This is a genomic window from Leeuwenhoekiella marinoflava DSM 3653 (assembly GCF_900129005.1).
In the GTDB taxonomy this organism is placed as follows: Bacteria; Bacteroidota; Bacteroidia; order Flavobacteriales; family Flavobacteriaceae; genus Leeuwenhoekiella; species Leeuwenhoekiella marinoflava.
In genome coordinates this window covers 235,946-256,467 of the sequence record NZ_FQUN01000005.1, presented here as the reverse complement: position 1 = coordinate 256,467, position 20,522 = coordinate 235,946, and the positions used below count along the sequence as shown (strand labels likewise).

9 protein-coding genes are annotated in these 20,522 nt (G+C 40.5%); 8 read left to right on the top strand and 1 reads right to left on the bottom strand.

From position 1 onward, the window contains the following. The first annotated feature begins 11 nt into the window (after positions 1-11). The 4 genes from BUB91_RS04750 to BUB91_RS04735 all read left to right on the top strand — a co-directional run bounded on the left by BUB91_RS04750 (position 12) and on the right by BUB91_RS04735 (position 7,602). Positions 12-1,496 (top strand): RagB/SusD family nutrient uptake outer membrane protein, encoded by a 1,485-nt coding sequence (locus tag BUB91_RS04750; protein WP_073097618.1) that lies wholly within the window; start codon positions 12-14, stop codon positions 1,494-1,496. A 109-nt stretch (positions 1,497-1,605) separates the two neighbouring features. Next, positions 1,606-4,935 (top strand): VCBS repeat-containing protein, encoded by a 3,330-nt coding sequence (locus BUB91_RS04745; RefSeq protein ID WP_083557833.1) that lies wholly within the window; start codon positions 1,606-1,608, stop codon positions 4,933-4,935. Between the two features lie 62 nt (positions 4,936-4,997). After that, complete coding sequence (locus BUB91_RS04740) at positions 4,998-6,482, top strand: vanadium-dependent haloperoxidase (protein WP_083557832.1); 1,485 nt, start codon at positions 4,998-5,000, stop codon at positions 6,480-6,482. 16 nt (positions 6,483-6,498) lie between these two features. Continuing rightward, entirely contained in the window at positions 6,499-7,602 is a 1,104-nt protein-coding gene (locus BUB91_RS04735; RefSeq protein WP_073097616.1) for an endo-1,4-beta-xylanase, read from the top strand. 4 nt (positions 7,603-7,606) lie between these two features. Here the strand turns inward: BUB91_RS04735 and BUB91_RS04730 are convergent, their stop codons facing one another. Then, complete coding sequence (locus BUB91_RS04730) at positions 7,607-11,749, bottom strand: hybrid sensor histidine kinase/response regulator transcription factor (protein ID WP_083557831.1); 4,143 nt, start codon at positions 11,747-11,749, stop codon at positions 7,607-7,609. 521 nt (positions 11,750-12,270) lie between these two features. Between BUB91_RS04730 and BUB91_RS04725 the strand changes: the two genes are divergently transcribed. From BUB91_RS04725 to BUB91_RS04710, 4 genes are read left to right on the top strand one after another with little or no spacing between them, the layout of a single operon-like run. Beyond that, entirely contained in the window at positions 12,271-14,211 is a 1,941-nt protein-coding gene (locus BUB91_RS04725) for a glycoside hydrolase family 97 protein (RefSeq protein ID WP_073097614.1), read from the top strand. A gap of 6 nt (positions 14,212-14,217) precedes the next feature. Continuing rightward, positions 14,218-15,585, top strand: coding sequence for a glycoside hydrolase family 43 protein (locus BUB91_RS04720; RefSeq protein ID WP_073097612.1), 1,368 nt, complete (start codon positions 14,218-14,220; stop codon positions 15,583-15,585). 16 nt (positions 15,586-15,601) lie between these two features. After that, positions 15,602-18,091, top strand: a complete 2,490-nt coding sequence (locus BUB91_RS04715) for a glycoside hydrolase family 95 protein (protein ID WP_073097610.1) — start codon at positions 15,602-15,604, stop codon at positions 18,089-18,091. Between the two features lie 42 nt (positions 18,092-18,133). After that, positions 18,134-20,518 carry a glycoside hydrolase family 127 protein gene (locus tag BUB91_RS04710; RefSeq protein ID WP_073097607.1) on the top strand — a complete coding sequence of 795 codons (2,385 nt, stop codon included), beginning with the start codon at positions 18,134-18,136 and terminating at the stop codon, positions 20,516-20,518. Positions 20,519-20,522: the final 4 nt, after the last annotated feature.

Here is a 20,522-nt window from a genome sequence, read left to right as displayed (position 1 = left end):
AAAATACAACTATGAGAAAATATAGAATAATAGCCATTGTTGCACTCTTTCTGGGAGTGACACAATCGTGTGACGAAAGTGATTTAGAACTTGTGAATCCGAATACCTTGAGTCCGGAGACCTTTTTTGCCGACGAAAATCAAATACGCTCTGCGGTAAATGCAGCATATGCTCAAAATCAGACCAATGCCTTATACGGCAGGCTCCTGTTTTATATGTATGATAATATGTCTCAGGAAAACTCAGCCAATCCGCAGCAGGAAGCTAATAAAGTTACCTATAAGAATTTTTCATTCGACTCCAGTAATAATGAGATTTCAGAATTTTGGGATAGCTGTTTTAAAGGCATAAACAAAGCAAATTTTGTGCTTTCTAATGTAGAACGCATCAACGAACTTCCCGATGCAGTGATTTCTCAAAGGCTTAAGAATAAATACATAGCAGAAGCACGTTTTTTAAGAGCACACTATTACTTTTTGCTAGTTACCCGTTTTGGAGGCGTGCCCATTTTTGATGGCTTGCCAGAAAGTGCAGAAGGACGTCCAAGAAATACTAAAGAGGAAGTGTATGCCTTTTTGACGGAAGATTTTAGGTTTGCAGCGGCAAACTTATTGCCAAAGGGAGAAGAAGATAATGGTCGTGCAACTCAGGGCGCAGCCCAGGCTTACCTCGGTAAAGTACTGCTTTATCAAGGGCTGTTTGCAGATGCTTATGATGCATTTAATGCTATGACCGGCTATGACCTTGAAGATGATTATTTTGATAACTTTAAAGAAGAGACCGAGCACGGGATCGAGTCTGTTTTTGAGATTCAATACGACAGATCTTTGGGAACGGCTGCAAAATGGGACTCTAACGTAAGCGGCGAAGGTTTTAATGAATCTACTTTTAGAGGTCAGGATTATGGGGTGTTGGATTGGTTTAATGCCTATCCGTCAGATGATTTATTGGATGAATATGAAGATGGGGATTTTAGAATGGACGCTAACTTCTATTTTGAAGGAGACACCTATAATAACGGTACTGGGGTTATATTGGAGAGCGACTTAACAACTGCCGAAGGAGTACGTCGTGCCGGATGGAGAAAATATCAAAATTATTACAGACGTACAGCCGAAGAGCAGGAGTCCAGTATCAATATGAAAGTTATACGCTATTCCGATGTGCTTCTGATGATGGCTGAAGCAGCCAATGAGACTAACAGAACCCCGGAAGCGATTGATCTGATCAACCGCGTGAGAGACCGTGCTGATTTAGAAGATTTACCAGACAACCTCTCTAAAGAGCAGGTTTTTGATGCCTTGGTTCACGAGCGCAAAGTGGAGCTCGCCGGCGAGCAGGTACGCTTTGATGATATCTTAAGATGGGGAATTTCTAATACAGAACTTGCAGGAACAAATTTTCAACAAGGAAAACATGAAGTATGGCCTATTCCTGACAGAGAAATTGCCGCTAATGATGCTATCAATCAGGAAGATCAAAATCCCGGATATTAAGTATAGCCTGCGTTAGCTTTTAATTAAAGCAACATTATTAAGTATAGTGTTGCTTTAATTTATTTAATGTTTTGAGGTAAAAGATAAATTGCTAAATCCATTCACGTCGATGATTTATTTTAAAAGGCTTTTCTATTTGATTTTTTTGGGACTGTGTATCATCTCCTGCGATGATTCGAACTCAAAAACCACAACCTCAGAATCTGATGACTGGAAATTGTTTCAGGAACTCGACTCTGCGCATACAGGAATTTCCTTTAATAATACGCTTTCAGAGAACGACTCTCTCAATTACTTCACCTACAATTATATCTATATGGGTGGGGGTGTTGCTGCAGGGGATATCAATAATGACGGTCTTGTAGATTTATATTTTACAGGGAATCAGGTTTCTAATAAGCTATACCTCAATAAGGGAAATCTGCAGTTTGAAGATATAACTGGTAAGGCAGGCGTGGGAGGAGACCAGAGATGGTATACCGGGGTTACAATGGCAGATGTAAATGGAGATGGCTACTTGGATATATATTGTTCAGTAAGCGGAAAATTTCAACCCCGCGAAAACCAGTTGTTTATTAATAATGGGGATGGGACTTTTATAGAAAAAGCAGCCGAATATGGCCTGGCCGACGCCGGTAACAGCATACAGGCCACTTTTTTTGATTATGATAAAGATGGGGACCTTGATATGTATCAGGCAAATTATCCGCCTACAAAATTCAGTTCACCTACCTGGGTGTATTCTCAACTGATGAAAAACCCTAAAGACTTGGAAACAGACCATCTGTATGAAAATACAGGCTCGGGTTTTATTGATGTCACAGACCAAGCAGGGCTGCGCTCTTACGGGCTTTCTTTAAGTGCAACCATAGGGGATTTAAATAACGATTCCTGGCCCGATATCTATGTTTCAAGTGACTTTAACGCTCCAGATTTAGTATACCTCAATACGGGCAACGGTAACTTTAAAGAAGTGGTAAAAGAGGCTACAGCCCAGACTGCTTTCTATGGGATGGGAGCAGATATTGCAGATTTTAATAATGACGGATTGCTTGACTTTTTTCAGGCAGATATGGATGCTAAAATAAACCGACGCAAAAAAGCCAACATGGCGAGTATGAATGCAGATTTATTTTGGAGTGTGGTAGATGCAGGGTTTCATTATCAATACATGCATAATTGTATGCAGCTCAATAATGGTGTTTTTAATGAGGAAGGTATTCCTAACTTTTCTAATGTATCCAGAATTACCGGTACTTCCTCTACAGACTGGAGCTGGGGACCTCTTTTTGCCGATTTTGACAACGACGGGTTAAAAGATTTATTTATAACAAACGGTACGCGCAGGGAAATTAATGACAACGATTATTTTAATAGAATTGAAGAGAAAGGTGGAATCGCAAAAGACAGTTTGTTGTACTGGAGTCAGAAAATTCCGGAAGAGAAATTAGACAATTTTATGTTCCAAAATAAAGGCGGTCTGGATTTTGAAAAAGCAAACACTTCCTGGAATATTAGTTTCAAAGGCTTTTCGAATGGTGGGATCTATGCAGACCTTGATAATGACGGCGATCTGGAGTTGGTCACTAACAATATTGACGATAAAGCTTCAGTCTTTCAAAATAATGCATCCACTAGATTGAATTACCTGCAGGTTGCTTTTAAAGGAAATTCGGCTAATCATCAAGGATTAGGGAACAGAGTTTATGTTTCTGTGGGTGACACGCTGCAAATGCAGGAGTTAACCCTTTCACGAGGCTTTCAGTCTGCTGTGGCTCCTGTGCTTCATTTCGGGCTTAACAGGACCCGTAAAATTGATCAGGTAAGAGTGGTCTGGACCAGCGGGAAAGAACAAATCCTGAAGGACGTAAATGGGAATCAAAAACTCATTTTTAATGAAAAAGATGCTGTAAGCCCCGCTCAGCATTCAGAAGAAATAAATGTTCTTTTTACAGAAGCTGATAAAACATCTTTCCCCGAGCATATGCATGTAGAAAATGAATATGATGACTTTAAAGACCAGGTTTTACTTCCTCACGCGATGTCACAATTTGGACCAGCACTTGCCGTAGGCGACATTAACAAGGATGGTCTGGACGATTATTTTATAGGGGGTTCAAAAGGCGAAAAAGGAGTTCTTTTTGTACAGCAGCAAAAGGGTTTTGTACCTCTTGAGACTTCAGTTTTTGAGGAAGATCGGGGTTATGAAGATCTGGATGCCGTTTTTTTTGATGCAGACGGCGATGGCGATCAGGATCTATATCTGGTTAGCGGAGGTTATGAGTTTCAGACAGATTCAAAGGCTTTAGAAGACAGATTGTACCTCAATGAGGGTGCCGGTAAGTTTAAAAAGGCAGAGAAGCAGGCCTTGCCCGATTTACATATAAGTGGGTCTAAAGCCTATAGTGCAGACTTTGATAATGACGGGTTGCAGGATTTGTTAATACTGGGGCGTCAATCTCCGGGCAACTACCCGCAGCCGGTATCTTCTTATATTCTATGGAACAGAAGTAAAAAAGGGGCATTAAAGTTTGAATTAAATAAAGAGAAACAACCACAGGGCTTTGAGGCTTTAGGAATGGCTACAGCAGCCGTAGTTTCTGATTTTAATAGTGATAACAGACCCGATATCGTGGTGGTAGGAGAGTGGATGCCCATTCGGTTTTTTGAGAATAGCGCAACGGGTTTTATTGAAGTAACTGATGAGGTAATGCCCAAAATGGATACTACAGGCTGGTGGTGGAGTATTGCTTCGGCAGACTTTGACGGCGACGGCGATCTCGATTATATAGTAGGAAATAATGGGCTTAACTATAAATATAAGGCCTCAATGGAAGAGCCCTTTGATATTTATGCAGGAGATTTTGATAACAATCAGGAAGGGGATATTGTTTTAGGATATTATAATGAAGGTAAACAATATCCCCTTCGCGGAAGACAATGTTCTTCAGAGCAAATACCCGGTATTAAAAATAAATTCAAGGATTATGCTAGTTTTTCGCAGGCAACATTAGGCGAAGTTTATTCCGATAAATCACTGAAAAATGCCTTGCATTATCAGGTTAAATCTTTCGCCAGTATTTATTTAGAAAATAAGAATGGGAAAATGATTGCGCATCCCTTACCTGCTTTAGCACAGCTTTCAAATATAAACGGGATTGTGATTGATGATTTTGATGACGACGGGAAACTAGATGCAGTTATTGCAGGAAATCTATATCAGTCAGAAATAGAGACTCCAAGAAATGACGCCTCTCGGGGATTGTTTCTCAAAGGAGATGGGGCAGGTGGGTTTGAAGGCGTTCCCCCGCGCGAAAGCGGACTTTTTTTACCGGGTGACGTAAAGTCTTTAAAGTTGATATCCTTTGAAGGGCAGAAACACCTCATCGCCGTAAAGAATAATGATTATGTGCACGTGATCAAAAGTATTCAGAAGTAATGAGGTCAGGGATTTATACCCTCTCAAATCGAATTTTATTTGATAATTCAACCAGATAACTTATGATTTTTAGAACGAAACATGTATTGATACTCGGTTTTTTGCTCACCTTAGCTTTTAACGGGAGCTTATACAGTCAGCAATTGGGCCAGAACAAGGAGGGCAAAGCTTATTTTGAGCAAGAACTCGATTCCATGAATATTGCCTATCAATGGTCGGAGATGGCTATACTAGGCACAGCGAATGATACAGAGCGTATAGGACCGCGCCCCACTATTACTTCCAGATTTCTGGCGCTGACTTTTGTGGCTGTTTTTGATGCCTGGTCCGTCTATGATGATTCTGCGATCCCGGTATATTTAAAAGGTTACGAGAAGCAACCTAAAGATCAGCAAACCCAAGCCAATAAGCAAATTGCAATAAGCTATGCGGCATATCGTACATTAAAAGAATACTATCCGGGCGACAGCCTGGTTTTTAGTGCTTTTATGAAGCGTTTAGGGTATGATCCTGACGATAATTCTTTAAATCCTGATACTGCTGTTGGGATAGGAAATCTTGCAGCAAAAGCAACACTAACTGCCAGACATCACGACGGGGCAAATCAATATGGGGAGGTTGCAGGTTTTTCTAAGCCTTATGCAGATTATACTAACTATAAGCCTGTTAATACGGTGGATCAAATCACCGATTATGACCGTTGGCAGCCAAAGTACTTTGAGAAAAAAGATGGTAAAAAGTTTGCTCCGGCCTGTTTGACTCCGTTTTGGCAACTTGTAGAACCAATCGCCCTTAAAAGTGCAGATCAATTCAGACCGGGACCTCCGCCACGAGTAGGTTCTGAGCAACTAAAGAAAGAAGTAGAACAGGTAGTGGAATTTCAAGCGAATCTTACAGATGAGCAAAAAGCTTTAGTAGAATTTATGCGGGACGGTCCTCAGTCTGTTCAGCAGGCGGGGCATTGGTTAAAATTTGCGCAGCAGGTTTCTAAGCGCGATAAGCATAGCCTTGATGAAGATGTAAAAATGTTTTTTATCAATCAGGTTGCAGCGATGGATGCCTTTATTGCTTCCTGGGACTCAAAAATGTTTTACGATTCGGCACGGCCGTTTGCATTGGTTCATTACTATTTTAAAGACAAAGAAATTAAGGGCTGGAAAGGTCCGGGAAAAGGCATAGATACCCTTGGCGGAGAGGATTGGAGGCCGTATTCTCCATCTGATTTCTTGTGTCCGCCATTTCCCAGTTATACCTCGGGACATAGCACGATAAGTGGTGCCTGCGCAGAGGTTTTACGCCTGTGGACCGGGAGTGATTCCTTAAATGTGCAGGTAGCTTTAAGAGCAGGGCAGCTTACCGAACCGGAAGCCCTGGGGGAAGAAGTCATCCTGGACTTCCCAACGTTTACTCAAGCTGCAGAAATGGCCGGTATATCCCGAGTTATGGGTGGCTATCACATTCAGTCAGATAATATTGCGGGTTTAACCTTAGGCCGGGCAGTTGCCCATCGCGTATGGGATTTTTATAACGAGCACTTAGGCAATTAATCATAAAAGAATACGTATGAAATCTATTTTAAAGAAAAGCATATCCTTTACAATCCTTTGGATTTTCAGCAGTCTGTTGCTGCTTCTGGCCGTATCGGGCTGTAGTTTTGAAAGTCCTCAAAAGAGTGGTTTAAAAGAGGCTAGTCCATTTCCTATAGGAGGTGCTATCGAAATAAGACAAATAGCAAAAGACACGGTTTTAAAAAAGATAATACAGGAGAATTTTAATAGTATAACGGCAACTTCAGACATGAAGATGTATAATATCCTGCCTCAGGAAGGGAATTATAACTGGAGGCAGGCAGACAGTCTGGTCTCTTTCAGCACAAAAGATAACCTGAGATTGTTTGGTCATACGCTGGTTTGGCATTCGGGCACTCCAGAATGGGTGGCGGAAAAAGGTTCTAAAGACAGTTTATGGCTTGCTCACTTTCTCAAAGAATACATTCAGACCTATGTGGGGAAGTATAAAGGTCAAGTTGCCGCCTGGGATGTCGTCAATGAGGGTTTTGAAACCCAAGGAGGCGACTACCGCAAGAGCCTGTGGTTTGAGGTACTGGGTAAAGATTATATTGCCAATGCCTTTAGATACACTCATGAGGCAGATCCTGAAGCAGAATTGTTTTATAATGATTTTAATCTGGAAAGAGATACGAGTAAGCTTAATGGCGTACTCAGTATGGTAGAAGAATTAAAGCAAAATGGAGTTCCTATCACCGGGCTGGGTGTGCAAATGCATCTGAGAATGGATATACCCAATGCACTGATACGGGAAAGTGTGCGAAAAATGGCAGCCACCGGTTTAAAAATACATTTTTCAGAATTGGATATAATATTCAATACCCATGATGATACCCGAAAAGGGGGCGTACAGCTTTATAAAGAACTTACCCCCGAAATGCTGAAACAGCAAGCTGCCAAATACAAGGAGGTTGCATTAATATACAGGGAAGAAGTTCCCGAAAGTCAGCAATTTGGCATTACTTTCTGGGATTTTACAGACCGGGATACCTGGATAAATCCATTTTTTGGCTTAAACGACTGGCCCACTATTTTTGATGAAAATTTAAAACCTAAACCGGCATTTTACGGTTTTAAGGAAGGGCTTCAGGCCGAATAAAATTTCATTCATTTCTGATTTCGGTGGGAAGTTGTCCAAATTCATTTTTAAAACATTTTGTAAAATACGAGGGAGAGGAGAACCCTACTTTATAGCCGACCTCACTTACCGATTCTTCCCCGTTTTCTAAAAGTTCTTTTGCCTTTTGAAGCCGTATTTTTCTGATGAATTCATTAGCCGTTTGTCCTGTAAGCGCTTTGATCTTACGATACAACTGGCTGCGGCTCAAACTGAGTTCTTCGGCAAGATTCTCCACATTAAGTTTGGTGTCGTCTATATGAAGGTGAATGTATTTAATGACCTTGACAATAAAGTTTTTATCTATTGAAGTGGTTTGAGATTTAATATTAGACTTATTGACCTCTTCAAAATATTTATTGAATAAGATTTGTTTGCTGTCTACAAAGCGTTTGAGCTGAGACTTTATAACTTTAATATCGAAGGGCTTATTGATATACACATCAGCTCCTGCATTAAGACCATCTAACCAGTCATCGGTTTGCGCTTTAGCCGTAAGCATCATTATAGGAATGTGGCTGGTTTTAAGATCAGCTTTTATTCGTTTACAAAATTCAACCCCATCCATCTGAGGCATTAAAACATCGGTTATAATAAGATCTGGCATCGTGTCTAGGGCCATTTCTAATCCTTGTTTCCCATTTAGGGCTTCCAGGATTCGGTAGGTGGATTTCAGTTGATCTTTTAAGTATTTTCTGAGTTCAAAATTATCTTCAACGATTAATAAGGTTTCCCGTTTATCATCAGGCTTTTTTTCTGGTGCTGCTTTAGACGCCGCTTGTGGATGGGGCACGAGGTCTACGGCCTGATCCAGTGGGGCCTGACCTTCAAATTCATTCAAAAATTCAGATTTCTTAAAATGACCCTTACCTAATGCCAGGTAAATAGTAAAGGTGGTGCCTTTATATAACGTACTGGTCACTTCAATTTTTCCTTTATTCATCAATAAAAAATTTCTAACCACTTCAAGGCCTATACCTGTACCTCCATAGTATTGTTTATTCATCCCTTCAACCTGATAGAAAGGATCAAATATTTTATTCAGTTCTCTTTCGGGGATCCCAAATCCGGTATCCTCAACTTTTATTTCGATTGCGTCTACTGCAACTTCGTTTGAGATCTCAGGTAACATGATTTTTTGGGCAGGGGAGAGGATAGAAACAGATACGAGCCCATTATCTGGTGTTGCTTTAAAGGCATTTGATAATAGATTGAAAATGACTTTTTCAAGCATTCCGGCATCGGCATAAACACAAAGTTCAGTTTCCTCGGTAAAAACCTCGAGAGCAATATTTCTTTGATATGCTTCTTCTTTAAAATGAGCTACAATTAACTCGCAAAAACGTGTGATATTAATTTTTTCAACCTTTATGCTGGTTTTATTGAACTGTAGTTTTCTAAAGTCCATCAATTCATTAATGAGCCTGATTAAGCGTTCTGTATTCCTGTAGATACTTTTGTGCTTATCAACGATCGTTTTTGGAAATTTATAGTCTGTAGTATGAATAAGATCTTCAATAGGATTTTTGATTAGCGTAAGCGGGGTTCTAAACTCGTGTGAAATATTAGTAAAAAACTGTAGCTTTCTGTTATTAAGTTCTTCTTCCTGTTGCCTTTTGTCACGCTCATATTTGATCAAGCGCTTTTCTTCCAGTCTTTTTTGTGTAAACCGATAACTTAAAAATAGAAGAAACACTAAAAGTGCGATATAGAGGCTTATCGCCCAAAGCTGTTTCCACCAGGGATTAAGGATTCTTATTTTTAGCATAATGGGTTCTTCGGTCCAGACCCCGTCATTATTAGAAGCTTTTACCTTAAAATTATAAATCCCTGCAGGGAGGTTGGTATAGGTTGCGTTTTTAGTACTTCCTACGTAGTTCCAGCTGTTATCAAAACCTTCCAAAATATAAGCGTAATTATTATCTGCCGGTCGCGTGTAATCTATAGAAGCATATTCTATGGTAAATACAGACTGTTTATGGGTTAAGGTTAATGCATCGGTTAGAAATAAAGCCTTATTCAGGGGGGAATCTTTTTCTTTTGGAACCACTTCTTCGTTAAAAAGTCTCAGTCCCGAAAAGTATAAATCGGGCTGCTTGACATTACTGTTTAAAGCGCTGGGGTCAAAATAATTAATCCCGCTATAATTGCCAAAATAAAGCAGATTGTCCCGGGTTTTCAGCACGGCATTGTTGTGGAAATCATTAGCTAACAGACCATCATTTTGAGTATAGTTTGTAACACTTTTGTCTGAAGGATTGTATTTTGAAATTCCGTCATTCCCGGCAATCCAGATCTTACCCTCTGAATCTCCAATTATAGAAGCTACCGTTTGTTTTTTAATACGCTCCTGAAGCCACTCAAAAGTCTGACTTTTTTTATCATACTTACAAAGACCGCCTCCATCTGTGCCTATCCAGATCGTCCCTTCAGGATCTTCATATAATGATAAAATGTAATATTGAACCTCCTCCGCTTTACGGTTTTCATACATTTTTTCATTCTGAGATTGAACAGAATACTTGCCAGACTTCTTTCTTACTGTAAAAAGTCCTTTAGTCGTTCCTACCCAAATAACTTGGTTAGAATCAATAAGTATTTTACGCACATCACAATTGGCGATGCCCGCATCTCTAAATGATTTGTCGTTGAGATGGGTAAATGTTGCTGTTTTAGGATTATAGGTTTGCAGGCCTGCATTAAAAGTTCCTATATAAATTATGCCTTGAGCATCTTCGGCAAAGCAAATCGTACTCCTTGAAGCCAGACCGTCTTTTTGAGTATAATTAATAAAAGTATCGCTGCCGTCCTTTAAAAAATAAATGCCCGTATTCCATGAACTGGCCCAAAGATTATTTTGACTATCAAAAAATATAGATTGAATATCGCTGCTTAAAAGTCCTTTGGCTACCGGGTTGTTTTGATCCAATAAATGGGTGTAATGCTTGGTGCGTGGATTATAGATGTCAATACCGCCACCATCCATACTGATCCAGAGGTTGGTGTCATCATCTTCGAGAATACCGGTTACAGAGCCATATTGTAAGGATTCCTCTTTAAAAGGAACACTCTCAATATCTTTAAATTTATCATAGTTTTTATCATAAAAACTAATGCCATTACTGTAATAACCTATCCAGATACGCTCTTCATTATCTACAAACAAACTCCATAATGAATTCGCCTGAATAAGATTGTCACCAAACTTTTGATTGGTATAATTATCCTGCTGATTACCGTTTTCATCCAGAATAAACAATCCGTCATTTTCTGAACCCACAAAAAGTTTTCCGTCCTTAAGCTGAGTTATCGATAAAATACGCTTATCAGATATTGGAAATTTATGGATCTTTGGATATTCGTTTTCAAAATTTAAACGCACCAATCCCTCATTGTAAGTGCCTATCCATAAGTTTTGATTTAATCCGGGAAATAATTTATGAATGTGGGTATGAACCTCAGCAATACTGTCTTTCGTAATAAAACGGCTGCGTACTATTTTATTTTCTGAAGCATCGTAGTGATATAAGCCTAAAGAAGTACCTAGGTAGGTCGTTGCATTTAAAGTGGTGATACTATTAAAACGAATCCAGTCGTAATTTACATCAGATTTAAAAGGAATTTGCCTGAACGCGCCGGAGGATATAGTTACTGTATAAGCCCCATTCCCATGTGATCCTAAAAGCAGTGTATTTTTATCCAGACTCCCGATACTATGAACCGGAAGTGTAAAGCCGTTTGAGCCTGAAAAAAGGTCTATTTGTTCAAAATCATCCGTTTCAAAACGGTATTTGTTCAAGCCTTTTTCCGTACCTACCCAGATGGTTCCCGAGGCATCTACAAATACGGCATGCACCAGTGAACTGCTGAGTGAATTTTTCTTTTTCCAGGTATCCTTATAAATTGAAAAATTGTTTCCATCATATTTGTAAAGACCTGCTCCATAGGTGCCAAACCATAAAAAGCCGTTTGCATCCTGTGCAAATGCCGTAACTGCTCTTCGTACCGGGATGTCTTGGACTTCTATAAACTTATACTCTTCATTTGAATTCTGAGCGTAGGTTAAATAGGTGCTCAATATTCCTAATAGGAATACTAATGCGGTATTTCTTTTCTCGGGGCTCATCATATATAAATCAAATATTAAACAGTGTATTGAAGCGTTGATCGAGAACTGCCTTCTCGTTTGAACACTTTTTTTTATAAAACAGTTAAATGATATCCTGCTCTGTGTATCCTAAATACTTTTGAAAATGCAATGGGATTTACAATTTAAAAATATACGCTATAATAATTGGGCGGAGAATCATTAATACCTTCTGTATGTTACCAGACATAAAGTTTTTGTAACCAGCTCAGGGAAGCGATGCCGACTTCAAACACTATTTTTGTTTGAAATCTTTATGATTAACTTTCGATAGGGGAGTTCGTGTTTTGTAATTATAGTGTATTCGAATCTTAGACTTACTTGTTTTATCAAGAGTTTTGAGCTTAGACTTTCTAAAAGTAATTACAAGAGAGCTAAAGTCATCGTTATTTTTTTTTAATGTGTTTTATACATTTTTTTGACAGCCTTTTAGAAGTTACAACGTATAGGTAAACTTTTAGTTTTTATATATTTTATAAAAACTAAAATAATTCTCCGCGATAATGAATAAAAAATTTTTCATAGCCCTTCTGTTTCTTGGATCATCTATTAGTAAGGCTCAAAATCTCAAGACGGTAAAGAGCCCCGATGGTAATCTTGAAGTTTCTTTAACAATCGATGAAGGAACGCTTTTTTATACCGTAAGCTACCTCAAGGAAAAAATTATGGCTAATGCCCCGTTAGGAATCAGAACTAACGAGGGAAATTTTGACGAAGGCTTGTCTTTTGTAACATCAGTCTCAGAGAAGATAAGCAACAGCTATGAACAGGATAAAATTAAGCAGTCTCAGATCACCTATACTGCTAATTCTTTAAAATACACCGTAAGTAATAGCGAAAACAAGCAGCTATCTGTTTTATTTCAAGTGAGCGATAACGATATCGCTTTTCGCTATGAGATTCCAAAATGGGGAGAAACCCGGGCCATAGTTATAGAAAACGAATTAACAGGTTTTAAATTCCCTGAAAATACAACTTCGTTTTTATCAGGAATGATGCATCCTATGACCGGTTTTGCACGTACAGCACCCAGTTATGAATCAGCGTATAATGCAGATGTGCCGGTATCCGGGCAAAATGCTTCAGAAGGATATATTTTCCCGGGCTTGTTTAAAGTAGAGCAACGTTTTTGGGTGCTGATTTCCGAAACGGGTGTACGCAGCCTGTACCCGGGATCCCATTTGAGCAACTATCAGGAGGGGGTATTTTATGTAGACTTTCCTTCTCCGGAACAAAACAATGGTTTTGGGAGTAGTAAAGCACAGGTAGGTCTTCCGGGCATAACGCCCTGGCGTACCATTACGGTAGGAGAGCACCTTAAACCTATTGTTGAAACCACAATTTCCTGGGATGTGGTTGAGCCGCTTTATGAACCCTCTCAAAATTACGAGTATGGTAAGGGAACCTGGAGCTGGATCATCTGGCAGGATGCCAGTATGAATTATGAGGATCAGAAGACGTATATAGACCTTGCTGCAGCGATGCATTTTAAATATATACTTATAGATGCCTGGTGGGATGAGCGTATTGGTTATGAGCGTATGAAAGAACTTATTGATTATGCAGCTTCTAAAGAGGTAGGGGTTTTTCTCTGGTACAACTCAAACGGGATTGTAAATGATGCGTTTCAGACTCCATTAAACAAAATGAATACGTCTATTGAACGTAAGCAAGAAATGCAATGGCTCAAAAAAGCAGGAGTTAAAGGGCTTAAAGTTGACTTTTTTGGAGGGGATAAGCAGGAAACGATGCGTTTGTATGAAGATATACTGTCTGATGCAAATGATTATGGCTTGATGGTTATTTTTCACGGAACCACACTTCCCAGAGGCTGGGAGCGTATATATCCTAATTTTGTAGGGAGTGAAGCTGTTGTTGCTTCAGAAATGCTCGTTTTTGTGGAGGATGTTCGCAAAAAGGAGGCCTATAATGCTTCAATACATCCCTTTGTGCGTAATGCGGTCGCCAGTATGGAGTTTGGCGGAGTAGTGCTCAACGACTATTTAAACAGAGGCAATAAAGACGGACAAAAACGCATGACCACTGATGCGTTTCAGCTGGCGACCGGTGTTCTTTTTCAGAATCCTGTACAAATGTTTGCGTTAACACCAAACAACTTAGACGATGCTCCGCAATTTGAACTGGATTTTCTTAAGAAACTACCCACTACCTGGGATGAGACCCGCTTTATTGACGGGTATCCCGGTAAATTTTCGGTAGTAGCGAGACGTAGGGGAGATACCTGGTATGTTGCCGGTATTAATGCGGAAAGCGAAGCAAAAAAGCTGCAGTTAGACCTTGCGTTCCTTTCAGGAAAAAAAGTCACTTTGATCAATGACGGTCAAAAAGGACAAACCTTTACTAAAGCGCTTAACATTCCGAAAAACGGAAAATCATCAATAACTGTGCAGCCCGGAGGTGGCTTTGTTATAGTAAACAACTAAAAACAGATGAATCTAAATATTAAAAACCAGTTTCTAATTGCTATACTGTTTGGATGTACTGCAGTATTTGCACAAAATCCTATCGTACAAACCTCGTTTACCGCAGATCCTGCACCTATGGTTTATAACGGAAAGGTATACCTGTATACTTCTCACGACGAAGACCATGCTACATGGTTCACGATGAACGATTGGCGCTTGTACACCACAGAGGATATGGTAAACTGGACCGATCACGGCGCTGTGGCATCCTATAAAGATTTTGAATGGTCTAATAACAATGCTTGGGCACCTGCTGCTATTGAACGTAACGGCAAATTTTATTTATACGTGCCCATTACAGACCGAAATGGTAAAAATGGTATTGGTGTCGCAGTTGCATCCAATCCTTACGGGCCTTTTTATGATGCTTTGGGCAAACCCCTTATACAAAACAGCAATGCAGATATTGATCCTGCAGTTTTCATCGATGATGACGGACAGGCCTATTTGTTTTGGGGGAATCCGGTTTGCTACTATGTGAAACTCAATGAGGATATGATTACTTATGAAGGGGAGATTCAGCAAATACCTAATACTATTGAAGCTTTTGGGAAGCGGGAAGGGAAACCAAATGAGCGTCGCCCTACAACCTATGAAGAAGGTCCCTGGGTGTATAAGCGAGACGGTATATACTATCTCATTTTTGCAGCAGGTCCCATTCCTGAACACATTGGGTATTCGACAAGTAAAAGTATTACCGGTCCCTGGACGTATCAGGGCAAAGTGATGCCTACCGAAGGCGGCGCATTTACAAACCACCCGGGAGTTATTGATTACAAAGGAAAAACCTATTTATTTTACCACAATGCTGCACTTCCCGGAGGAAGTGGTTTTACCCGTTCGGTGGCTGTTGAAGAGCTCAAATTTGATAATAACGGAAAAATCCCGTCGCTCAAGATGACCGAGGGAATTACGAAAAGTCTACAGGTATTAAATCCTTTTGTGAAAACAGAAGCGGAAACCATCGCATGGTCTGAAGGAGTAAAGTCTAAATCTAATGATGCCGTGGGTGTTTTTGTAACGGCGATAAAAAATGATGCCTACATACACGTGCGCAATGTAGATTTCAGAAAAGAAGGCGCCGGTAAATTTGCAGCCCGCGTGGGAACTACGCATAACAGTGACGTGATGATGGAAGTTCGTATTGATAGTAAAGAAGGTCCACTTCTTACTTCCATACGGGTTCCAATGACAGGCGGTGATGATCGCTGGGCCTTGGTTTCTTCAGAAATCGAAAAGGTGAGCGGCGTGCACGATCTCTTTTTTGTGTTTAAAGGAAAAGCGCAAACCAATATCATGTTTTTTGATTACTGGATGTTTTCAAAAAACTAAAACATAAGTTCAAACTATGCATCTAAGCAGCACAAAATTCAAAATTGTAAAATTGCTTTCGTCGCAAAGCCTGCGCCTTTGCATCGCGCTTCTATTTGGTACAACTGCTGCTGCTCAAAATACAGATTTGAGATTAGAGTATGACGAGCCTGCCAAACTTTGGGTAGAAGCCCTTCCGGTAGGTAATGGGCGTTTAGGAGGGATGATTTACGGAAACCCAGATGTTGAAACCATTCAGTTGAATGAAAACACCCTTTGGGCGGGCCAGCCCTACCGCAATGATAATCCACAAGCCTTGGAAGTTTTACCTGAAGCACGTGAACTCATTTTTAACGAGAACTATACGGAAGCACAGGATTTGATCAACCAAAAATTCTTTAGCGGTAAGAGCGGAATGCCTTATCAAACTTTGGGAAATCTCAACCTTGAATTTAAAAATACCGGTGAGGTAACGGCTTATTCCAGATCTCTTGATTTAGAAAATGCGGTTGCAACAACTTCGTATTCTCGTGGCGGCGTGAATTATAAAATGGAAGTTTTTTCCTCTTTTCCTGATCAGGTACTTGTCGTTCAACTTTCAGCAAACAAGGCCGGAAAAATTAGCTTTGACGCGTCATTGACCAGGCCTGAAGGTGCAATATCTTTTGTAGATACTAATAACATATTGCATTTACAAGGAACGGGTAGCGATTACGAGGGTATCGCAGGTGCCGTGAAATTTGAAGCTCAGGTAAAAGTAAGAACCACAGGTGGAAGCCTTTCGCAAAGCGAAAACAAACTGCAAGTATCAAATGCAGACGCGGTTACCCTTTACATTTCAATGGCGACGAACTTCTTAAGCTATAATGATATCGGTGGAAATGCCGAAGCTAAAGCAGCAGACTTTTTAGAGTTGGCTTCTCAAAAAAGCTATACCGATTTGAAAGATGTGCACATTAAGGACTATCAAAACTATTTCAATCGCGTCACTTTAGAATTGGGCGATGCGAACAGTTCTACTAAAACAACTGATCAGCGTGTAGCCGATTTTAAAAACGGCGATGATCTGGGACTGGTAAGCCTATATTTTCAATTTGGGCGGTATCTGTTGATTTCATCATCCCGCCCCGGAGGACAACCGGCAAACCTGCAAGGTATATGGGCCGAGGGCCTCAAACCGGCCTGGGACAGTAAGTATACCATAAATATCAATACCGAAATGAATTACTGGCCGTCAGAAAACACCAATCTTTCTGAACTTAATGAGCCTTTAGTTCAAATGGTCAGCGAGTTGTCACAAACCGGAAAACAAACGGCTAAAGAAATGTACGGTGCATCGGGTTGGGTAGCACACCACAATACAGATATCTGGCGCATTACCGGCCCGGTAGATGGTGCATTTTGGGGAATGTGGCCTATGGGAGGAGCCTGGTTGTCACAACATCTTTTAGATAAGTACGATTATAGTGGTGACACCCAATTTTTAGATTCAATATATACTATTCTAAAGGGTTCCGCCCGTTTTTTGACAGATCATTTAGTTGAAGAACCCGATCACGCTTGGTTGGTTATTTCCCCATCTATTTCTCCGGAAAATGCACCGTATAGCGACCATCCGGAGTCGGTTACTGCCGGAGCAACAATGGATAATCAGTTGGTTTTTGATGTGTTTACACGAACGCTTAAAGCTGCTGAAATTTTGGGAAAGAAAGATCCTGTTTTAAAGCAAATTGAAGCAAGCCTTAAGCGCCTGCCGCCTATGCAAATAGGTAAATGGGGTCAGCTTCAGGAGTGGATGTATGACTGGGATAACCCTAAAGACAACCACCGGCACGTTTCGCATTTATATGGATTATATCCATCCAATCAAATTTCTCCGTATCGAACCCCTCAATTGTTTGAGGCCGCAAAGACCTCATTGGTAGCACGTGGTGATGAATCGACGGGATGGTCTATGGGGTGGAAGGTAAACCTATGGGCACGTCTTCTTGACGGCAATCACGCCTATAAGCTCATTCAGGATCAGCTTAAACCTTCTATTCAGCCTGATGGGAAAGAAGTTGGAGGCACGTATCCCAACCTTTTTGATGCACATCCTCCCTTTCAGATTGATGGGAATTTTGGTTGTACAGCCGGGATTGCTGAAATACTGATGCAAAGCCACGCTGGGGCAGTACATATTCTACCTGCTTTGCCTGATGCCTGGAGACAAGGTAAAATTACCGGCTTAAAAGCACGCGGCGGATTTGAAGTAGCTGTGGAATGGACCGAAAATAAACCGGAGAAAATCGAGATTAAATCAGCGCTTGGCGGTATTTGCAGAATACGCTCCTATTACCCTCTGGCCGGAGATGGACTCACGAAAGCTCAAAATGAAAATACAAATCCGTTTTACCAGACACCCGCAATCAAAAAACCTTTAATCTCAAAAGAAGCTGAAGTTAAAATGCCGGAATTGAAACAGGTATTTGAATACGATTTGAAAACCGAAGCCGGTAAAACGTATAAAATTAACGGAAGAATTTAAAATTAATTAAGAGCCAAATCTTGATCAATAAAATAATTGGAAATGAAAAAAGAACTAAACGTATTTCTCTATTTTTTTCTTTTAGTAAGTAGCATTTCAAGCTTTGCACAAAGCAAATTATACCCTAACGAATTTGACTTAGATCAGGTAATCTTACTGGATGGCCCGTTAAAAGAAGGTCGTGATTTAAATATTAAAGTACTCCTTGAATATGATGCTGACCGCCTTTTGGCACCGTATCGTATTCAGGCAGGGCTTGAGTCAAAATCTCCGGGTTATCCCAACTGGGCAGGACTGGATGGTCACGTGGGCGGGCACTATTTATCGGCTATGGCTATGAATTCTACTGCCACCGGTAACGCCGAGTGCAAAAGCAGAATGGAGTATATGATTGCTGAATTAGAAGAAATTCAGCAGGCAAATGCTAAAAATAATCCCGATTGGGGCGTAGGATATCTGGGTGGGATGCCCGACAGCAAAACCGTTTGGACAAAATTGAGATCCGGGGATTTTTCATCCTATAAACAAACATGGGCACCCTGGTATAATTTGCATAAAATGTATGCCGGTCTTCGGGATGCCTGGCTTTATACAGCTAATCAAAAAGCTAGAAAACTCTTTTTGGAGTATTGCGATTGGGGAATAGCGATTACAAACAACCTCGATGCAGCACAAATGGAACAAATGCTGGATGACGAGCACGGCGGGATGAACGAAGTTTTTGCAGATGCTTTTAAAATAAGCGGGGACTCAAAATATTTGGAAGCCGCAAAGCGCTTTTCCCATAAAGATTTACTCGATCCATTGGCAGAAGGAAAAGACATCTTAAACAATATGCACGCCAATACGCAGATTCCAAAATTCGTGGGTTTTGCACGAATTGCTGAACTGACAGACGCAAAAAAGTATAAGGATGCCAGTACTTTTTTCTGGAATACAGTAGTAGAGAACCGAACGCTCGCTTTTGGCGGAAACAGCAGAAGAGAGCATTTTCCCAGTAAAGCATCCAGTATCGATTATATAAATGTAGTAGACGGGCCAGAGACATGCAACTCGTATAATATGCTCAAACTTACCGAAGATTTATTCAGAATAGATCCGCAGGCTAAATACGCGGAGTATTACGAGCGCACCTTGTTTAACCACATACGATCTTCCCAACATCCGGAACATGGGGGTTACGTGTACTTTACGCCTACCAGACCCAGACATTACCGCGTGTATTCTGCACCTAACGAGGCGATGTGGTGTTGTGTGGGTACAGGTATGGAAAACCATGCCAAGTACAACAACTTTATTTATACCCATAGCGGGGATGAACTGTATGTAAACCTCTTTGTTTCCTCCATTCTTAACTGGGAAGAAAAAGGAATCACCTTAAAACAGGAAACAAACTTTCCGGAAGAAGAACAAACCAAAATTACAATTACCAAAGGTTCTTCAAAATTTAAACTAATGCTGCGGTATCCTTCCTGGACAACAGAAAAAGGTTTTAGCATCAGCGTAAATAACAAGCCGGTTTCTATAGCTAAAGAAGCCTCATCCTATATTTCTATAGACCGAAAGTGGAAGAAAGGAGATGTGATAACATTGAATTTCCCTATGAAAAATACGACGGTTCAAATGCCTGATGTACCGGAGTATTTGGCATTTATGCACGGTCCTATTTTGTTGGGCGCAAAAACAGGAACCGAAGATCTCAATGCAATTATAGCCGGTGACAGCAGATGGGGACAATATGCTTCGGGCAAATTACTTCCTGTAGACCAGGCGCCCATTCTTATCAACAATGATCTGGCAACTATTGCTAACACGCTGCAACCTGTTGCAGACAAGCCGCTTCACTTTACATTAGAGACTAAAAAATTAAACGGAGAAAACATAGAATTAGAACCTTTTGCAAACATCCATGATGCCCGGTATATGACGTATTGGTTATCCCTTACCGAAGAAGGTTATAAAAGCTATACCGATTCTTTAGCCTTGATAGAGAAACGTAAAATAGCGCTTGAGAATCGTACCATTGATGCTGTTGCCACAGGGGAACAACAACCCGAGACCGATCATAACATGCAGGAAGAAAAATCCAGAAGCGGCAATAGCAACGAAGAGTTTTTTCGGGAGGCGCCTGCGGATGGGTTTTTCAGTTATGAGTTGGCCACAGCATCAAAAAAAGATTTGAGTTTGATGGTGCGCTATTGGGGAGCAGAATGGGGCGGTCGCAAATTTGATATTTACATTGACGATCAAAAATTGATAACAGAAGATAATAGTAAACGTTGGGAGCAATCTTTATTTAAAGACATCATTTATGAGATCCCCAATACGATGGTCGAAGGCAAAGAGCAGGTGCGGGTAAAGTTTCAGGCATTGCCTTACAATACCGCAGGAGCGGTTTATGAGGTGAGGATTTTAGATAAAGAATAAAACA

Bases quoted from the DNA above. Each gene is read 5' to 3' on its own strand.
- BUB91_RS04730 (WP_083557831.1), bottom strand. From the start codon at position 11,749: ATGATGAGCCCCGAGAAAAGAAATACCGCATTAGTATTCCTATTAGGA.
- BUB91_RS04750 (WP_073097618.1), top strand. From the start codon at position 12: ATGAGAAAATATAGAATAATAGCCATTGTTGCACTCTTTCTGGGAGTG.
- BUB91_RS04745 (WP_083557833.1), top strand. From the start codon at position 1,606: ATGATTTATTTTAAAAGGCTTTTCTATTTGATTTTTTTGGGACTGTGT.
- BUB91_RS04715 (WP_073097610.1), top strand. From the start codon at position 15,602: ATGCATCTAAGCAGCACAAAATTCAAAATTGTAAAATTGCTTTCGTCG.
- BUB91_RS04710 (WP_073097607.1), top strand. From the start codon at position 18,134: ATGAAAAAAGAACTAAACGTATTTCTCTATTTTTTTCTTTTAGTAAGT.
- BUB91_RS04735 (WP_073097616.1), top strand. From the start codon at position 6,499: ATGAAATCTATTTTAAAGAAAAGCATATCCTTTACAATCCTTTGGATT.
- BUB91_RS04720 (WP_073097612.1), top strand. From the start codon at position 14,218: ATGAATCTAAATATTAAAAACCAGTTTCTAATTGCTATACTGTTTGGA.
- BUB91_RS04725 (WP_073097614.1), top strand. From the start codon at position 12,271: ATGAATAAAAAATTTTTCATAGCCCTTCTGTTTCTTGGATCATCTATT.
- BUB91_RS04740 (WP_083557832.1), top strand. From the start codon at position 4,998: ATGATTTTTAGAACGAAACATGTATTGATACTCGGTTTTTTGCTCACC.